Consider the following 14,426-nt stretch of genomic DNA (forward strand, 5'->3'; position numbering starts at 1 on the left):
TTTATTGTAAATAAGTCTTAAATACTTTAATATATAAAATATTGTTATAAACGAAAATGATAAAATTAGATATAATATTTTTAGTAAAATATTAAGATGTTAAATGAGTGTAGGAGAGTTAAGTTTATGAATTTAGATAATTTTGTTAAAAATGTTGATAGTAAAATATTGGAAGTTGGTGAAGAAATCTATATAAAAAATAATATAGTAGATATATATAAAGGAATAAACCATTATGCTATGAGTGTTGAAAATAAAGGTTTAGATTACATAGTAGACGTAGAAATAAGTGATGATGGTGATATTCTTTATACTCATTGTGATTGTTCTAATAATATAGCAACTGCCTGTGAACATGCTGTGGCAGTTTATTTTAGATTGAGGTCATTAATTAATAAGAAGACAGTAACAAAAAACAATATAGATATTAAAAAAATAGATTTTAATAAAGTATTAGAGGAAAGAACAAAGGAGGAGCTTATAGAAATAATAAAAGAGTATACTATCAATAATAAGTATATAAGAAATGAAATAATATACAAATATTCACCTATAAGTGAAGAAATAGAGTTAAATAGCGTAAAAGAACAATTAGAAACTATTATAAGAAAGTATAGTGGAAGAGGAGGTTTTATTGAACATAGAAATATAATTTTTCTTTCAAAGGATATAGAAGAACTTTTAGATAGTGCTATGGATATGTTCTATGATGATGATGAGGTTGTAGCTCCTTTAGAAATTATACTTTATATAATAGAAAATTTAGTAAGACTTTCAGATTATATGGATGATCCAGGAAAAACATTATTTGATGTAATAAATAAAGCTATTTTATCCATTGATGAAATAATTGTAGAATCCTATGATTTATCAGAAGGGGTTAAAGAAAAGATATTTAAAAAATTCTTTGAAGAAGTAGATAAAGATATTTATAATTTATGGACAGAATGGAAATTAGAAATATTAAATCAATCTATGCATTTTGCTGATAATGAAAAATTAAGAACAGAACTTAAATATAAGCTTAATAGCATACTAAAAGATTTAGATGAAAGTGATTATGATTTAAAGGCAAAAGATAAAATCATAACAATGCTATTTACTTTAGTTAAATCTTATGGAAGTAAAGAAGAAGAGTTAAAGTTTATAAGAGAACATATAGATTATAGAGACTTTAGAGAGATGCTTATGAAAACAGCTAAAAAGAATAAGGATTATAAGAAAGTTATAGAACTTGCACTTGATGGTGAAAAGAAGGCTAAAAGTAAAGAAGAAATTTATAAGTGGAAAGTTGAAAGATATAAAGCTTATAAGAATGCAGAAATGAAAAAAGAACAAGTAGATTTAGCTATGGAACTTTTAATATTAAGTAATGATATTAAATTCTATATAGATATAAAGAAACTCCACTTAAAAGAAGGAAAAGATCTTTATCCTATATTTAAGGAAAAAATGAGCAAGGAATTTATTAATGCAGGTAAGGTTTATATTGATATAATATTCGAAGAAAAGGATTATGATGCTGTAATCAAATATTTAGAAATGAATCAGGCAGAAATTGAAAAGTTTGCACCAAAGGTAATAGATAAAAAGTTCAATGCAGTGAAAAAAATTTATAAAAGTTATATATCTGAACTAATAAGAGCAGCTTCTACTAGAAAAGAATATAAAAAATTATGCTTAAGTATAAAAAATTATAAGGAGTTAATGGGAGAAGAATTAGGAAATAAGTTAATTGATAAGTTAATAGAGGAAAATAAAAAAAGACCAGCTCTATTAGATGAACTTGAGAATTTAAAAAGAGAGTAATTTATGTTTTTTATATATGCTTACAAATAATATCTGCCAAGGTGGCTATATAGGTGTGTAGTGAAAAGGAAGCACCTATATAGTCGATTTAAAGGCAGAGGAATTTTATTATTTTAGAATGTTTTTGCTAATTCAATAGCTTTTTTTGAAGCTTGTTTTTTTAGATAATCTCTTTTATCTTTATAAACATCTAAACCATCTATAAATATTCCATCTATAGTTTCAGTTCCTAGAAAGTTCATTATGTATTTTAAATATTTGTGTCCAAAGTCACTACTTTCTATGTCGTTATGTTTATAAACTCCACCACTAGATTGGATATGTAATGCTTTTTTTTCTTTTAATAATCCTATAGGACCATTTGAGTTGAATTTTATTGTTTTTCCAATCATAGAAATAGCATCAAGATATGCTTTTAATTTGTTTGGTAAAAAATGATTAAACATAGGGTTAACAAAAATATATTTGTCTGCTGAAATAAATTGATCAGCAAATTTATTAAATTTTGATATTATATTTTGTTCAGATGTTGTAAGGTCAGAAGGTTGTATTCCACATTTAAGTTTGTTGAATATGTCAACAAATTCATTATCAATTGAAGGAATATTTTCCTTAGATAAATTAATAGTTATTATTTTATCTTCTGGATGAGATTTTTTATATTCACGTAAAAACCTTTCTCCAACCCATGATGAAATTGATTTTCTTTCTTTTTGATTGTGTTCAGTAATGTAAAGTACTGTAGTCATTTGTATCTCTCCTAACATAATTTTACAAACTAAGATATTAATATAGTATTTTGCAAAATATATATTAATTATACGTCCTTATAGTACATGGCACAAATAATTCAATATATATAAAATATCAATTAATTAAGGAATATAGTTAATAAATTTAAATAAACAAAGAATAATATATATAAATAAGTAAATTTATCTATAATAACTTTAAATTATATTAAATTGTTTATATACTTATAATAAAGGGGGCGATGTTAATGCTTAAAAAATTATTTAGAAGTAATGAAGAAATAGAAGTAGATGAAGAACTTCTAAGAGAGGAAGAAGAAAGAAAAAAAAAGCTTAAAAAGTTTTTAAGAAAAGCAACTTTTGAGGAGTTTAAAAACCCAGGTACATATAGAACAGTTATAAGAGTGAGAGATATACGTGAAGGCAATATTGATATAAATAGCAGTTCAGATGTTGAAAAATGGATAAATAGAATTTTATATAATAGATTTCAAGTAATGAATATACATTGTCAAAGTAATAAGGAAGGCATATCAGAGTACATAATTACTTATTGGGAAGTTATACCACCTAAAGATTGGGAAAGTAGAACTCAATAAATAAAAAATAAAAAAAGTTGTATACTAAATTAAAAGGTAGATAGGGGCTGTATCAAATTATAGATGCATTCTCTCTGCCTTTTATCTAGCTATATAGGTTCATCATTTGTGACCACTCACCTACGTAAAGAAGCTCTAATATTTTTTCCACAATAGTTTCTAAAATTTCCAAACTCACTCTGCTCAAACAGTGGAAATTTTTTCACGCAACTATTGTTCAAAAATAAAGAGCTTCTAGTACTAGTTCAATGGTCACAGCATTTTGTACCTACATAGCTATCTCGGCAGATGAAAAAAATATATTTATGAAAAGGTGCTGATTTGATACAGCCACTTTGTCTTTTCTTTGACAATGATATATTAAATTTGTAAACTAAGGATGAACATAAAATAAACTAAGACTTAATTCCAAATAACTAAAGAGGAGATAGGCAAATGATAGAAATAAAAAATGTAAGAAAAGAATACAAAATGGGAAAGGAAATTGTTGTAGCTTTAAATGGAGTATCTCTTAATATTGATGAGGGAGAATTTTTAGCTATAGTAGGACCTTCTGGTTCTGGGAAGTCTACTCTTATGCACATTGTTGGTGGATTGGATAGACCTACAGAGGGGGAGGTTCTTTTTGATGGGAAAAATATTTCAAAATATAAGGATAAAGAAATGTCTAGGTTTAGGAATAGTTCTATAGGTTTTGTTTTTCAGGCTTTTAACTTAGAGAATACCCAAACTGCTCTTGAAAATGTAATGATGCCACTTATCTTTTCAGGAATGGGAAAGGCTGAAAGAAAAAAAAGAGCTATGGAAGCTTTAGAAAAGGTTGAACTTGCACATCTTGCTAAGCATAAGCCAAATGAAATGTCTGGAGGACAACGTCAAAGGGTTTCTATTGCCAGAGCTATAGTTAATGATCCTAAAATAATTTTTGCAGATGAGCCTACAGGAAATTTAGATTCAAAAACAGGGAAGAATATAATGGATTTATTTTATAGTTTAAATGATAAGGGTTATACAATAATCATGGTTACTCATAATCCTGAAGAGGCAGAAAAGGCTAAAAGAGTTGTTCAAATAAAGGATGGAAATATAACAAGTGATAAAGTGAATAAGGTGGTGTAGACTATGAGGTTTAGTGACAATGTCTCTATGGCTTTTAGGGATTTAGGTAGAAGAAAGAAAAGAACTTTCTTTACCTCTCTAGGAATTACTATAGGTTCTATATTAATTTTACTTATGGTTTCACTAGGGCTTATGCTTAATCAGTTTTTAGTTAGTACTATAAATAGTGGTTCTAACACAAAACAAATAACAGTTAATCCTTTAAAAGCTGATGCTCAAATGCCTAGTAATAGCAAAGAAGCAATGGAAAATATGCCAAAGTGGCTTAAAGAGAACTTTAAGAAAATGGATAATAATACTGTAAATGAAATTTTAAAATTAAATGGTGTTGAAGGTGTTAAAGCATCAATAGGTGCCACAGTAGTTGAAGTGAATTATGATAATAAAATTCATTACGGTAATTTTGGAATTAAGGGATATGATTTAAATAATGATATTTACTTTAATAGTGAAGTTCAATCAGCTAAGAGTAATTCAGGTAATAAAGATTTTAACCCAATTATTGCAGGTCAGAATTTAACAAAGGAAAATAAGAATGATGTGTTAGTAGGAGAAAGCTTATTAAATTCTTTAGGTGTCACTAATCCTAAGGATATAGTAGGAAAGACTATAACTATAGAAATTAACAATATTAATGGAACTCCTGTAAAACCATTTAAGAAAAGTTTTAAGGTTGCAGGTGTTATGAGCAAGTATATGCCAGATGGTAATGATATAGTTATGGATGAAACTAATGCAGCTGATATTGCTGGGTTCTTACAATATACTCCAAATTTCATGAAAACCTATGGTTATAATTCTGTAACTGTGGAAGCAAAAAATATAAATGATGTAACTACTATCACTAATGCTATAAAAAATATAGGTTATAGTGCAACTTCTAATGAAGCTACAGCTAAGGAGATAAATAGCAGTTTTAATAATATAACTTTAGTTTTATCTATATTAGGGATTATAGTTTTAATTGTGGCAGCTATAGGAATAGTTAATACCATGGTTATGGCTGTTAACGAAAGAACAAAAAGTATTGGTGTTATGAAGTCCGTTGGTGCTAGTAATTCAGAAATAAGATCAATGTTTATTGTACAATCAGGAGCCATTGGTTTTGTTGGAGGAGTTATTGGTTCTATAATAAGTGTTATAATATTTAGAATTATTACTATGGCTATGGAAGCTAATTTTAGCTCAAAGGGACACTCCGTTACCATAATGAATAATATACCTTGGTGGCTTGTTTTAGGAACTATAGTATTCTCTGTAATAATAGCAGTCATTGCTGGCATTTATCCTGCACATAGAGCATCAAAATTAAATCCAATAGATGCTTTAAGACAGTAGAAAGGAGAATAAATTATGAAATTTTCAGATGGAATTTCTATGTCTGCAAGGGATATTAGAAGAAGAAAATTAAGAAGTATATTAACTATAATAGCTATAGCTGTAGGAACTATGCTTTTAGTTGCTATGCAAGGTATAGGAACTAGTATTACCAATACTACAAACTCATTTATAGAGAGTTTTGGAAATATGAATGAAGTTATGGTATTACCACAAAAATATAATGCTAATGCAAATTTTGCTACACAATTCCAAGGGCAGTCACAAAGTAGTAATCAAATATTACCTTATACTCCTAATGTGCCTTTAAATCCTAAGGAAGAAAATAATACAAAGCCTATAACTAATGATACTTTAGAGAGTTTATCAAAAATTGCTAATGTGCAAAAGTTAAGTGCTTATGAAGCATCTAAGGTTAGTAGTGTTAATATAGAATCAGTTAATAAGACTGGTGAAAGTGCTGTAATTTTAGGCTATGATAAAAACTTTGATTATAAACAAGAAGGTAAAATAGTAGCAGGAACAGCTTTAACTGGAGCTCCTAATGAATTTTTAGTTAAGGAAAGCTATATAAAAGATATGGGAATAACAGATTATAATTCTGTAGTAGGAAAGAAAATAACTTTAACAGTGAAAATGCCATATATACCAGGAATGCCAGAGGTAAAACCTTTAACTATAACAGGAACTATAAAAGGAGTTTACACAGAGAAAAATGCATATTCCCCTGGAAATATAATAACACTTAGCAACATAACAAATGAAATAAATGCTTATTATCAAGGGAAAAATAAGAGTGATGTAAAAGCAAATTATTCTATGGTAACTTTAGATGTTAATTCACAAAGTGAAATTCCAGCTATAGTAAAGAGTATTAATAAAAATTTAGGTTATTCTACATTTTATTTAGGTGAAATTATTGGATTTGCAAGTATATTTACAGGTTTTGTAGGCAGTATTTTAGACATCGCAGCTATAATAGTAATTGCAGTGGCTGCCATAGGTCTTGCTAATACAATGACCATGACTATTCAGGAGAAGAGAAAATGGATTGGTATAATGAGATCACTTGGAGCTACTAAAGGAAATATAAGCCTAATATTTTTAGTGCAATCATTGATTTTAGGGATAATTGGTGGAATAGTAGGTTGTATAGTAGCAGCTATAGGTATAGAAGGAATAAATATGTGGTTATCAGCAACAGGAAAAGATTTTACTATAAGTCTAACATCAAATAATTTAGGTCTTGGATTTATAGTAGCTATTATAGTATCTCTGCTTGCAGGATATATGCCTTCAAGAAGAGCAGCTAAAATGGATGTTGTAGAAACCATTAATGAAGAATAAAAGTTAATTAAAAGGCAGAGAGAATGTATCTATAATTTGGTACATTCTCTTTTTTTCTAGAAAAATAATTAAAAATTTTTACTTTACATTGCCCTAATGGGAAGGTTTATAATTTATTTAAATTCTTGAAGGGAGATAGTTTTTATGTTCACAATAGGTGAATTTGCTAAGTTATGTGATATATCTACGAAAACATTAAAGTACTATGATAAAATCAATACCTATAAAATAATAAAAAATATAAGTATCTGTATGAACTTGCTTCTTGTTAGCAATAATACAGATACTTTTTTTATTTAAGCTTTAGTAAGGTCTTTGATATTATGAATAGAACAGGTAATTCTATTAAAGGACCTATAACTAGGGCTAATGCTATAAGTGGTTTATGTGGAAAAGATGATACTGCTATAGTTAAGGCTATAGGTGAATTTCTTGCTAATGTTGTTAGATTTAATGCTACATTATCCTCAAAGGGTAATTTTATAACTCTACCTATAAGTTGTCCAAATAGAAAGTTGATTATAAAAAATAGTAGCAATGGTATTAATATTATTAGTAAAACCTTAGGATTTTTTAATATTAATGAACCTTTGGAAGCAAACATAGCTATAATGGCTATGTCTAAAAAGTAGCCTTGGTAATCATAAGCCTTAGGAATTATATGATTTTCAAGTATTTCTATTCCTTTTGTTTTTATTATAATTTGTCTAAATAATATTGCTAGTATAAGAGGAATTACTAAGCTTATTATAATTCCTTTTAAAAGTTCATATATATTTATATTTACGGATGTACCACTAAGTAACAATATGTATATAGGTAATAAAAGCACTTGAAGTATAAAGTTTAGTGGTAGTAATGAAGCACCAAGAGCAACATTTCCATTAGCTTTTTCAGTAAATATTAAATACCAATCTGTGCAAGGTGTTACTGTTAACATTATAAAACCTATTCTTAAATCTGGATAGTTTCTTAAAAATATAAAACCTAATATAAATGTTATAAAAGGAGTCCATAAAAAGTTTATCCCAAGTGCTGTAAAGGTGAATTTTACATTTTTAAATGAGTTTGTTATATCTCTTAATGGTATTTGGATGAATATTAAAAATAACATTATCATTAAGGTTGGTGTTATGAAGTAGCCAGATAAGTCACCTATTATAGGAATTTTACTTATGAAAATTCCCAGTAAAGCCAATAATAATATTATTAAGCTTTGGAATTTAGTTATTATGTCCATTGATTTTCTCCTATATATAATTTTGATTATGTGGAGTAAAGATTCAGTTAAAAATATCTAATTTTATTAGAAAAGTTTAAAAGAATAAAAACTCATTTCATAATTATATCATAGTTAAATACTCATGTTTTATTTTAAATTTGACATAATTCTGTAAAATATATAAGGTAAAATATCATAAACACAATCAAATTCAACTGTAGAATAAAAGGAGGTTGAATTTCATTATGAAAGATGAGATTAAAAAAGATGATTTAGGGAAAGAGAATATTAAGAATAACGGTAATGGTAATAACTTTTATAAGAAAATATGGTTTTGGGTTCTTGTTGTAGTTGCTATTGTAGGGGTTGCTGGTACAGCAGCTTATGCTCAGCATAAAGAAAACAACGCAAAAAATGAAATAATAAAGCAAATAGAAGTACAAGCACAAAATAATGCTAATAATAGCAATACAAATAGTGGAAATGCTGTAAGTAGTAGTTCTTTTTCAGAAAGTGTTAATGGACAAAACCAAAGTATAACTATAGAGAGCAATGGGAATATACTACAAGAAAATCCTAATACAGATAATTCTACTGCAAAGGAAGTTGACTTAAAAGTTGGAAACTATGAAGTAGGAAAAGAGATTATGCCTGGGTATTATAGTGTTGCAGTGACAGGAACAGGAAAAATAGATGTATATGATAGTGCTGGTAATGAACTTTTAAATGGTTCTGTAAAAGAAGGTTCAAAAACAGGAGTAGCAACTTTTAAAATGCAATTGAATAAGGGGGAAAAGGTTGACTTACAAGGATTCCAAGGAGTTAAATTTACTCCATATACACATAAATATTTATCAACATTAAATGAAGGTTCTTATGTGGTTGGAGAATCAGTAAAACCAGGAAATTATTCAATGGAAATTCCAGCAGGAACAGGTTCAGTATCTGTATTAGATGCTATAGGAATTCCAGTATATAATGAAATGATTACAGAGGGGCAAAATAATAATCAAAGTCAAAAGGTTAACTTAGACTTAAAATCAGGAGATGTTATAAACATAAATGGTATTAACGGAGTAAAGTTAACAGTTAATAGTTAAGAAGAATTACTTGTACATGTTTATATATAATTATGAAAATAATACTGAGATGTTAAAGCTCTCAGTATTATTTTTTTTCTTATTGGAATACTAGAAATAGTTTTATTTTATAATAGTGACATTAAAATTTTTTTGTTAAGTTATGATATAATGAAATAAGTTTTTAAGACAAGTGAAAAATTTATATATTTATGGGGAGCTGTACTTATGAAGAGAATTATAATAATTGAAGACTCGGAGGTTATTAGAGAAGAGCTTAAGAGTTTTTTAAGTAAATATGGATATGATGTTGTTCTAGCAATGGATTTTGAAAATATACTAGAGGAAGTTAAAGACCTTAATGGAGATTTGATTCTTCTTGATGTAAATTTACCTGTTTTTGATGGTTATTATATTTGTAGAGAAATTAGAAAAGAATCTGATGTACCTATAATTATTGTCACTAGTAGAGATAGTGAACTTGATGAGCTTATGAGTATGAATTTAGGTGCTGATGATTTTGTTACAAAGCCTTATAATACTCAAATATTATTAGCTAGAATTGAATCAGTTTTAAGAAGAGCATCTAGAGTTGTTGAAAGTTCAGATTTATTAGAGCATAAGGGAATAATTTTAAATCTTTCTAATGGCACTGTTAACTATGAGGGAAAAAGTTTAGAGATAACTAAAAATGAACTTAAAATATTATCTTACTTAATGAAAAATAAAGGGAATATAGTTTCTAGAGAAGATTTAATGACTTATCTTTGGAATTCAGATTTCTTTGTTGATGATAATACCTTATCTGTTAATGTAACTAGGTTAAGAAAAAAGCTTGAATCTATAGGAGTTAAGGATGCTATAGAAACTAGAAGAGGTCTTGGGTATATAATGCAATGAATTTAAGAGGATATTTTAAAGAAAGATTTTATTATCTCCTTATAAATTTAATAATGTTTATGGCAATTGTTTTTATAATGAAATTGGTTAATATCCCTAATGTAATAATATTTTTAGTATTTTTAATTTGGTTTGCACCTTTAGTTTTATATATTTTTTTCGAATATTTTAAATCTAAAAGATACTATGGAGATCTTTACAGTGTAAATGAAAATCTTGATAAGAAATATTTATTGCCAGAAATAATTGAAGAGCCTGACTTTATAGAAGGAAAGATAGTTCATGAAATTTTACGAGAAGCTAGCAAGTCTATGTATGAAAATGTTAGAATTTACAAAAACAAGGAAGAAGAGTATAGAGAGTATATAGAAACTTGGGTTCATGAAATTAAAACACCTATAGCATCTATAAGACTTATGTTAGATAACAATAAGGAGTTTATAGATAAAAGATTCAGTAGTGAAATGGATAAAGTAGAACTCTTTATTGAACAGGCATTATATTATTCAAGAAGTAATGATGTTAGCAAAGATTATATAGTAAGAAGATTTTCTATAAAGGATTCAATATACAAAATAATAAAGAGAAACTCTAGAGACTTTATAACAAAGAGGATTTCTTTAGAGGTGTTTGAAGAAGATAAGTTTATTTATAGTGATCCTAAGTGGGTAGAGTTTATTACTAATCAAATTATAGGAAATTCAGTAAAATATTCTTTAGATAAAGGTGGAAAAATATCATTAAAACTTATAGAAGAAAAAGAAAATATAAAATTAATTATAAGTGATAATGGAGTTGGAATAGAGGAGAAAGATATAAAAAGAGTTTTTGAAAAAGGCTTTACAGGGGAGAATGGAAGAAAATTTGGAAAATCAACAGGTATGGGATTGTACCTTTGTAAAAAGCTATGTGATAAATTAGGAATAGGAATATCATTAAAATCGAGGATAAATGAGGGAACTACAATTACTTTAATTTTTCCTCAAAGCAGTATGATGCGATTAGAAGAATAAATTTTGGAACATAATAGCCCAGTCTATAAAATAGACTGGGCTATATTGTTACAAAATATACAGAAACAGCATTTTGCTGCATTTAGATGATAGCATAATTTTATATGGAATGGAAACTATAACAATAAATTTATTTGAATAAATGTGGAAAAAAAACTAAAAATATGAAATTTATATTGGATAATATTAATGAAGTGTTATATAAGTAGTAATTTACATGATAAACACTAAAAAATAGAATTAATTAATTTATTAAGAATAATATAATTTTTATTCGATTGATAAAAAAATAGCTTTTATAGAATAAATTTATATGTTAAATAGTAAATTTCTTAAAAATGGCAACAATTTTTGATTGAAAATATGAATAAGTGTAACTAATTTGTTAAAAAGTATGTTGACAATGAAAAAAAAAGATGATATTATGTAAAAAGTGATAATGATTATCAATAACTTTTAGATGAGTTTTGGATTTAATTAAGGACATAACAATATTTATATAAGTATTGTTGTGGCAGCAATTATTAGATAAATTATACAAAAGATTAGGAGAATTCAAATGAATGTAGGATTAACAGATGAACAACTTCTCAAAAAGAGTAGAAAAAAGAGATTCCTGATGATGTTAGGAACTATGGGACCTGGAATCACAGTAATGCTTGCAGATACTGATGCTGGTTCTATAATAACAGCAGCTCAATCAGGAGCACAATGGGGATATAAGCTAATATTATTAAACTTAATACTTATCCCAATGTTATATTTTGTACAAGAGTTAACAACTCGTATAGGAATAACAACAGGTAAAGGACATGGAGATTTAATTAAGGATACCTTTGGTAAAGGGTGGGCTTATCTTTCAGTAATAACATTGTTTATATCAACAATAGGAGCACTTATTACAGAGTTCTCAGGAATGATGGGTGTAGGATTGTTATTTGGTATTTCAAAATGGATAATGGTTCCTCTTGTTGTAGCAGCATTAATACTTCTAAGTGCTACAGGAAAATATAAAACTGTTGAAAGAATTGCAATAGTAGTAGGATTATTTGAACTTGTATTTATACCAGCAATGATATTTGCACATCCAGATTATCATGCAGTACTTGCTAGTTTAGTAGGACCTCAACCTTTAAATAGTTCAGCATACTGGTTACTAATAGCAGCAAACGTTGGTGCAGTTATAATGCCTTGGATGGTATTCTATCAACAAGGAGCAGTTGTTGATAAAGGGCTTACAGAAAAAGATTTAAAATTCGGAAGAGTAGATACAATAGTTGGATCAATAGTTACTCAATTAATAGTTGTAGTTATAGTTATAACAGTTGCAGCAACTATAGGAAAAACTAATCCTAATGCATCTCTTAACACAATTCAACAAATAAGTGATGCCTTAACACCTTTCCTTGGAAATCTTGGAGGAAGAGTAGTATTTGCTATAGGAATATCAGGAGCAGCTTTAATAGCAGCAATAGTTGTATCATTAGCAGCTTCATGGGGCTTTGGAGAATTATTTGATAAACCATGTAGTTTAAATAACACTTGGAAAGAAGCACCTTTATTTTATTCATTCTATTGTGGTGCATTAATTTTAGGTGGAATAATAGTATTATCAGGAATTCCATTAATTCCATTAACATTAGGTGTGGAAGTTTTAAATACATTATTACTTCCAATAGTATTAGGATTCTTAATAGCTTTAGGATGGAAGGTACTTCCTGAAAAACATAAACTTAAATTATGGGAAAAAATAATATTAATATGTATATATATAATAGTTTGTGGATTAGGGGTTGTTACAGTAGTAATGACATTCTTCCCTAACTTAATATAAATTCTAAAAAAGAGAGGATGTATCAAATTACAGATACATCCTCTCTGCCTTTTATCTAGCTATATAGGTTCATCATTTGTGACCACTCACTTAAGTAAAGAAGCTCTAATATTTTTTCTACAACAGTTTCTAAAATTTCTAAACTTACTTTGTTTAAACAATGGAAATTTTTCACGAAACTATTGTTCAAAAATAAAGAGCTTCTAGTACTAGTTCAATGGTTACAGCACTTTATACCTATATAGCTATCTCGGCAGATGAAAAAATACATTTATAAAAGTAACATAAAATAAGGTGAAGATTTGATATATCTTCATCTTATTTTTTTGTATTATTATTAAGAAATAAAAGTTAACATTAAAAATTTTAATTAAGAATTAAATAATTAATAATTAGGCACTAAAGTTAAAGGAGCAATTTTTTTGAATTTTTTATTTGGTTAATTTGAACAATAAGATTTTTACTGGTATAAAGGAATAAGGTAACTATCATTAGGAAGAATTAGCTTTGGAGGGACAGCTTATGAATAAAAAATATATAAAGGTTGTAAGGGATAAGGAATACCATAAGTTTCAAAAACTTTTAGAGAAAGATGGAGACCGTATTTTTAATGCTGTGTGTGATGAACTAGGTGAATATAGCAAGGATGCCGAAAGACTTTATGATTTAACTATAATGAAAATTTGGGATGATATTTCTGAGACTAGAAATATGAAAAATGACTTTATAAATTATATAAATGAATCTATAGGGGAACTAGCTATTGAGGATAATTTAGATTATAGACTTAATATAGTAATGGATGATATTTTTAATAAAAGGATTCTAAGAATAAGGGAACGTGTTTATAGAAATCAAAGGGTTGTTGGAAAAATAATTATAAAAGAATTAAAAAAGGAATTAGGAATTGAAAATACTATATATGAAAGATTAATAAATACATTTAATAGAACCTCAAGGACTAGAGATATTTACGGGAATTTTGGGAAAAATCACTCATTTTCTTCAAGTTGCTATTTTTATGCTGTAGTTATAACAGAACAGAGTATACATTTTAAACCCTTAACAATAAAGTACGAAGATATAAACAATGAAGAAAATTATATAAGTAGTGAATTTAGGGATATAGAATGCGTTGAAATAGTAAATTGTGAAATGGAAAATTTACCTGGACCTCTAATAATTAAGTTAAAAAATGGCAAAAAAGTTGAATTAAAATATATAAGAAGTATAGATATGATAAGACTTAAAAAGTTTTTAAAGCATTTATTTATAGAAAAAGGTATATATGGAGTGGCAAGCTAGGGGCTTGCTTTTTTTATATTTAATAAAAATATTAAAAAAGATCAAGGGAAAATATAAACAGCTTGGACGTTACTAAAAGGATATTTTATGAACAGACTTTATCTGATTT

The 14,426-nt window shown here is 27.2% G+C and carries 13 protein-coding genes; 11 read left to right on the forward strand and 2 right to left on the reverse strand.

Going from position 1 to position 14,426, the window contains the following annotated elements; translation table 11 throughout:
- Positions 1-126 precede the first annotated feature (126 nt).
- Positions 127-1,809 (forward strand): SWIM zinc finger family protein, encoded by a 1,683-nt coding sequence (locus ARA19_RS07580; RefSeq protein WP_055070377.1) that lies wholly within the window; start codon positions 127-129, stop codon positions 1,807-1,809.
- Positions 1,810-1,922: 113 nt separating this feature from the next.
- Here ARA19_RS07580 and ARA19_RS07585 read toward each other — a convergent pair whose 3' ends face one another.
- Positions 1,923-2,558, reverse strand: coding sequence for an FMN-dependent NADH-azoreductase (locus ARA19_RS07585; RefSeq protein WP_055070378.1), 636 nt, complete (start codon positions 2,556-2,558; stop codon positions 1,923-1,925).
- A 251-nt stretch (positions 2,559-2,809) separates the two neighbouring features.
- On the opposite strand from ARA19_RS07585, the gene ARA19_RS07590 reads away from it, so the two are divergent.
- The 5 genes from ARA19_RS07590 to ARA19_RS17555 all read left to right on the forward strand — a co-directional run bounded on the left by ARA19_RS07590 (position 2,810) and on the right by ARA19_RS17555 (position 7,264).
- Positions 2,810-3,160 carry a hypothetical protein gene (locus ARA19_RS07590; RefSeq protein WP_055070379.1) on the forward strand — a complete coding sequence of 117 codons (351 nt, stop codon included), beginning with the start codon at positions 2,810-2,812 and terminating at the stop codon, positions 3,158-3,160.
- Between the two features lie 435 nt (positions 3,161-3,595).
- Positions 3,596-4,279 carry an ABC transporter ATP-binding protein gene (locus ARA19_RS07595; protein WP_055070380.1) on the forward strand — a complete coding sequence of 228 codons (684 nt, stop codon included), beginning with the start codon at positions 3,596-3,598 and terminating at the stop codon, positions 4,277-4,279.
- A gap of 3 nt (positions 4,280-4,282) precedes the next feature.
- Entirely contained in the window at positions 4,283-5,617 is a 1,335-nt protein-coding gene (locus tag ARA19_RS07600) for an ABC transporter permease (RefSeq protein WP_055070381.1), read from the forward strand.
- Positions 5,618-5,632: 15 nt separating this feature from the next.
- Positions 5,633-6,964 (forward strand): ABC transporter permease, encoded by a 1,332-nt coding sequence (locus tag ARA19_RS07605; protein WP_055070382.1) that lies wholly within the window; start codon positions 5,633-5,635, stop codon positions 6,962-6,964.
- A gap of 144 nt (positions 6,965-7,108) precedes the next feature.
- A complete protein-coding gene (locus tag ARA19_RS17555) occupies positions 7,109-7,264 on the forward strand; it encodes a MerR family DNA-binding transcriptional regulator (protein ID WP_147574380.1) in 156 nt (51 codons plus the stop codon).
- Here the strand turns inward: ARA19_RS17555 and ARA19_RS07610 are convergent.
- The gene (locus ARA19_RS07610; RefSeq protein WP_055070383.1) at positions 7,257-8,204 is read right to left on the reverse strand and encodes an arsenic resistance protein; all 948 of its coding nucleotides are present in this window, start codon (positions 8,202-8,204) and stop codon (positions 7,257-7,259) included. The two genes, ARA19_RS17555 and ARA19_RS07610, sit on opposite strands and share 8 nt — an antisense overlap.
- A gap of 227 nt (positions 8,205-8,431) precedes the next feature.
- Between ARA19_RS07610 and ARA19_RS07615 the strand changes: the two genes are divergently transcribed.
- The 5 genes from ARA19_RS07615 to ARA19_RS07635 all read left to right on the forward strand — a co-directional run bounded on the left by ARA19_RS07615 (position 8,432) and on the right by ARA19_RS07635 (position 14,317).
- Positions 8,432-9,286: a hypothetical protein gene (locus ARA19_RS07615; protein ID WP_055070384.1), complete on the forward strand. Its 855-nt coding sequence runs from the start codon at positions 8,432-8,434 to the stop codon at positions 9,284-9,286.
- A 207-nt stretch (positions 9,287-9,493) separates the two neighbouring features.
- A complete protein-coding gene (locus tag ARA19_RS07620) occupies positions 9,494-10,165 on the forward strand; it encodes a response regulator transcription factor (protein WP_055070385.1) in 672 nt (223 codons plus the stop codon).
- Complete coding sequence (locus ARA19_RS07625) at positions 10,162-11,178, forward strand: sensor histidine kinase (protein ID WP_055070386.1); 1,017 nt, start codon at positions 10,162-10,164, stop codon at positions 11,176-11,178. Before ARA19_RS07620 ends, ARA19_RS07625 begins: the two co-directional genes overlap by 4 nt.
- Before the next feature lie 559 nt (positions 11,179-11,737).
- Positions 11,738-13,012: an NRAMP family divalent metal transporter gene (locus ARA19_RS07630; RefSeq protein WP_147574381.1), complete on the forward strand. Its 1,275-nt coding sequence runs from the start codon at positions 11,738-11,740 to the stop codon at positions 13,010-13,012.
- A 522-nt stretch (positions 13,013-13,534) separates the two neighbouring features.
- The gene (locus ARA19_RS07635) at positions 13,535-14,317 is read left to right on the forward strand and encodes a hypothetical protein (RefSeq protein WP_055070388.1); all 783 of its coding nucleotides are present in this window, start codon (positions 13,535-13,537) and stop codon (positions 14,315-14,317) included.
- The last annotated feature ends 109 nt before the right edge of the window (positions 14,318-14,426 follow it).

The organism is Clostridium massiliamazoniense (assembly GCF_001403635.1).
GTDB lineage: Bacteria > Bacillota > Clostridia > Clostridiales > Clostridiaceae > Sarcina > Sarcina massiliamazoniense.

Excerpts from the sequence above, each read along its gene's own strand:
- ARA19_RS07580 (WP_055070377.1), top strand. The coding sequence starts at position 127 with ATGAATTTAGATAATTTTGTTAAAAATGTTGATAGTAAAATATTGGAA.
- ARA19_RS07585 (WP_055070378.1), bottom strand. The coding sequence starts at position 2,558 with ATGACTACAGTACTTTACATTACTGAACACAATCAAAAAGAAAGAAAA.
- ARA19_RS07590 (WP_055070379.1), top strand. The coding sequence starts at position 2,810 with ATGCTTAAAAAATTATTTAGAAGTAATGAAGAAATAGAAGTAGATGAA.
- ARA19_RS07595 (WP_055070380.1), top strand. The coding sequence starts at position 3,596 with ATGATAGAAATAAAAAATGTAAGAAAAGAATACAAAATGGGAAAGGAA.
- ARA19_RS07600 (WP_055070381.1), top strand. The coding sequence starts at position 4,283 with ATGAGGTTTAGTGACAATGTCTCTATGGCTTTTAGGGATTTAGGTAGA.
- ARA19_RS07605 (WP_055070382.1), top strand. The coding sequence starts at position 5,633 with ATGAAATTTTCAGATGGAATTTCTATGTCTGCAAGGGATATTAGAAGA.
- ARA19_RS17555 (WP_147574380.1), top strand. The coding sequence starts at position 7,109 with ATGTTCACAATAGGTGAATTTGCTAAGTTATGTGATATATCTACGAAA.
- ARA19_RS07610 (WP_055070383.1), bottom strand. The coding sequence starts at position 8,204 with ATGGACATAATAACTAAATTCCAAAGCTTAATAATATTATTATTGGCT.
- ARA19_RS07615 (WP_055070384.1), top strand. The coding sequence starts at position 8,432 with ATGAAAGATGAGATTAAAAAAGATGATTTAGGGAAAGAGAATATTAAG.
- ARA19_RS07620 (WP_055070385.1), top strand. The coding sequence starts at position 9,494 with ATGAAGAGAATTATAATAATTGAAGACTCGGAGGTTATTAGAGAAGAG.
- ARA19_RS07625 (WP_055070386.1), top strand. The coding sequence starts at position 10,162 with ATGAATTTAAGAGGATATTTTAAAGAAAGATTTTATTATCTCCTTATA.
- ARA19_RS07630 (WP_147574381.1), top strand. The coding sequence starts at position 11,738 with ATGAATGTAGGATTAACAGATGAACAACTTCTCAAAAAGAGTAGAAAA.
- ARA19_RS07635 (WP_055070388.1), top strand. The coding sequence starts at position 13,535 with ATGAATAAAAAATATATAAAGGTTGTAAGGGATAAGGAATACCATAAG.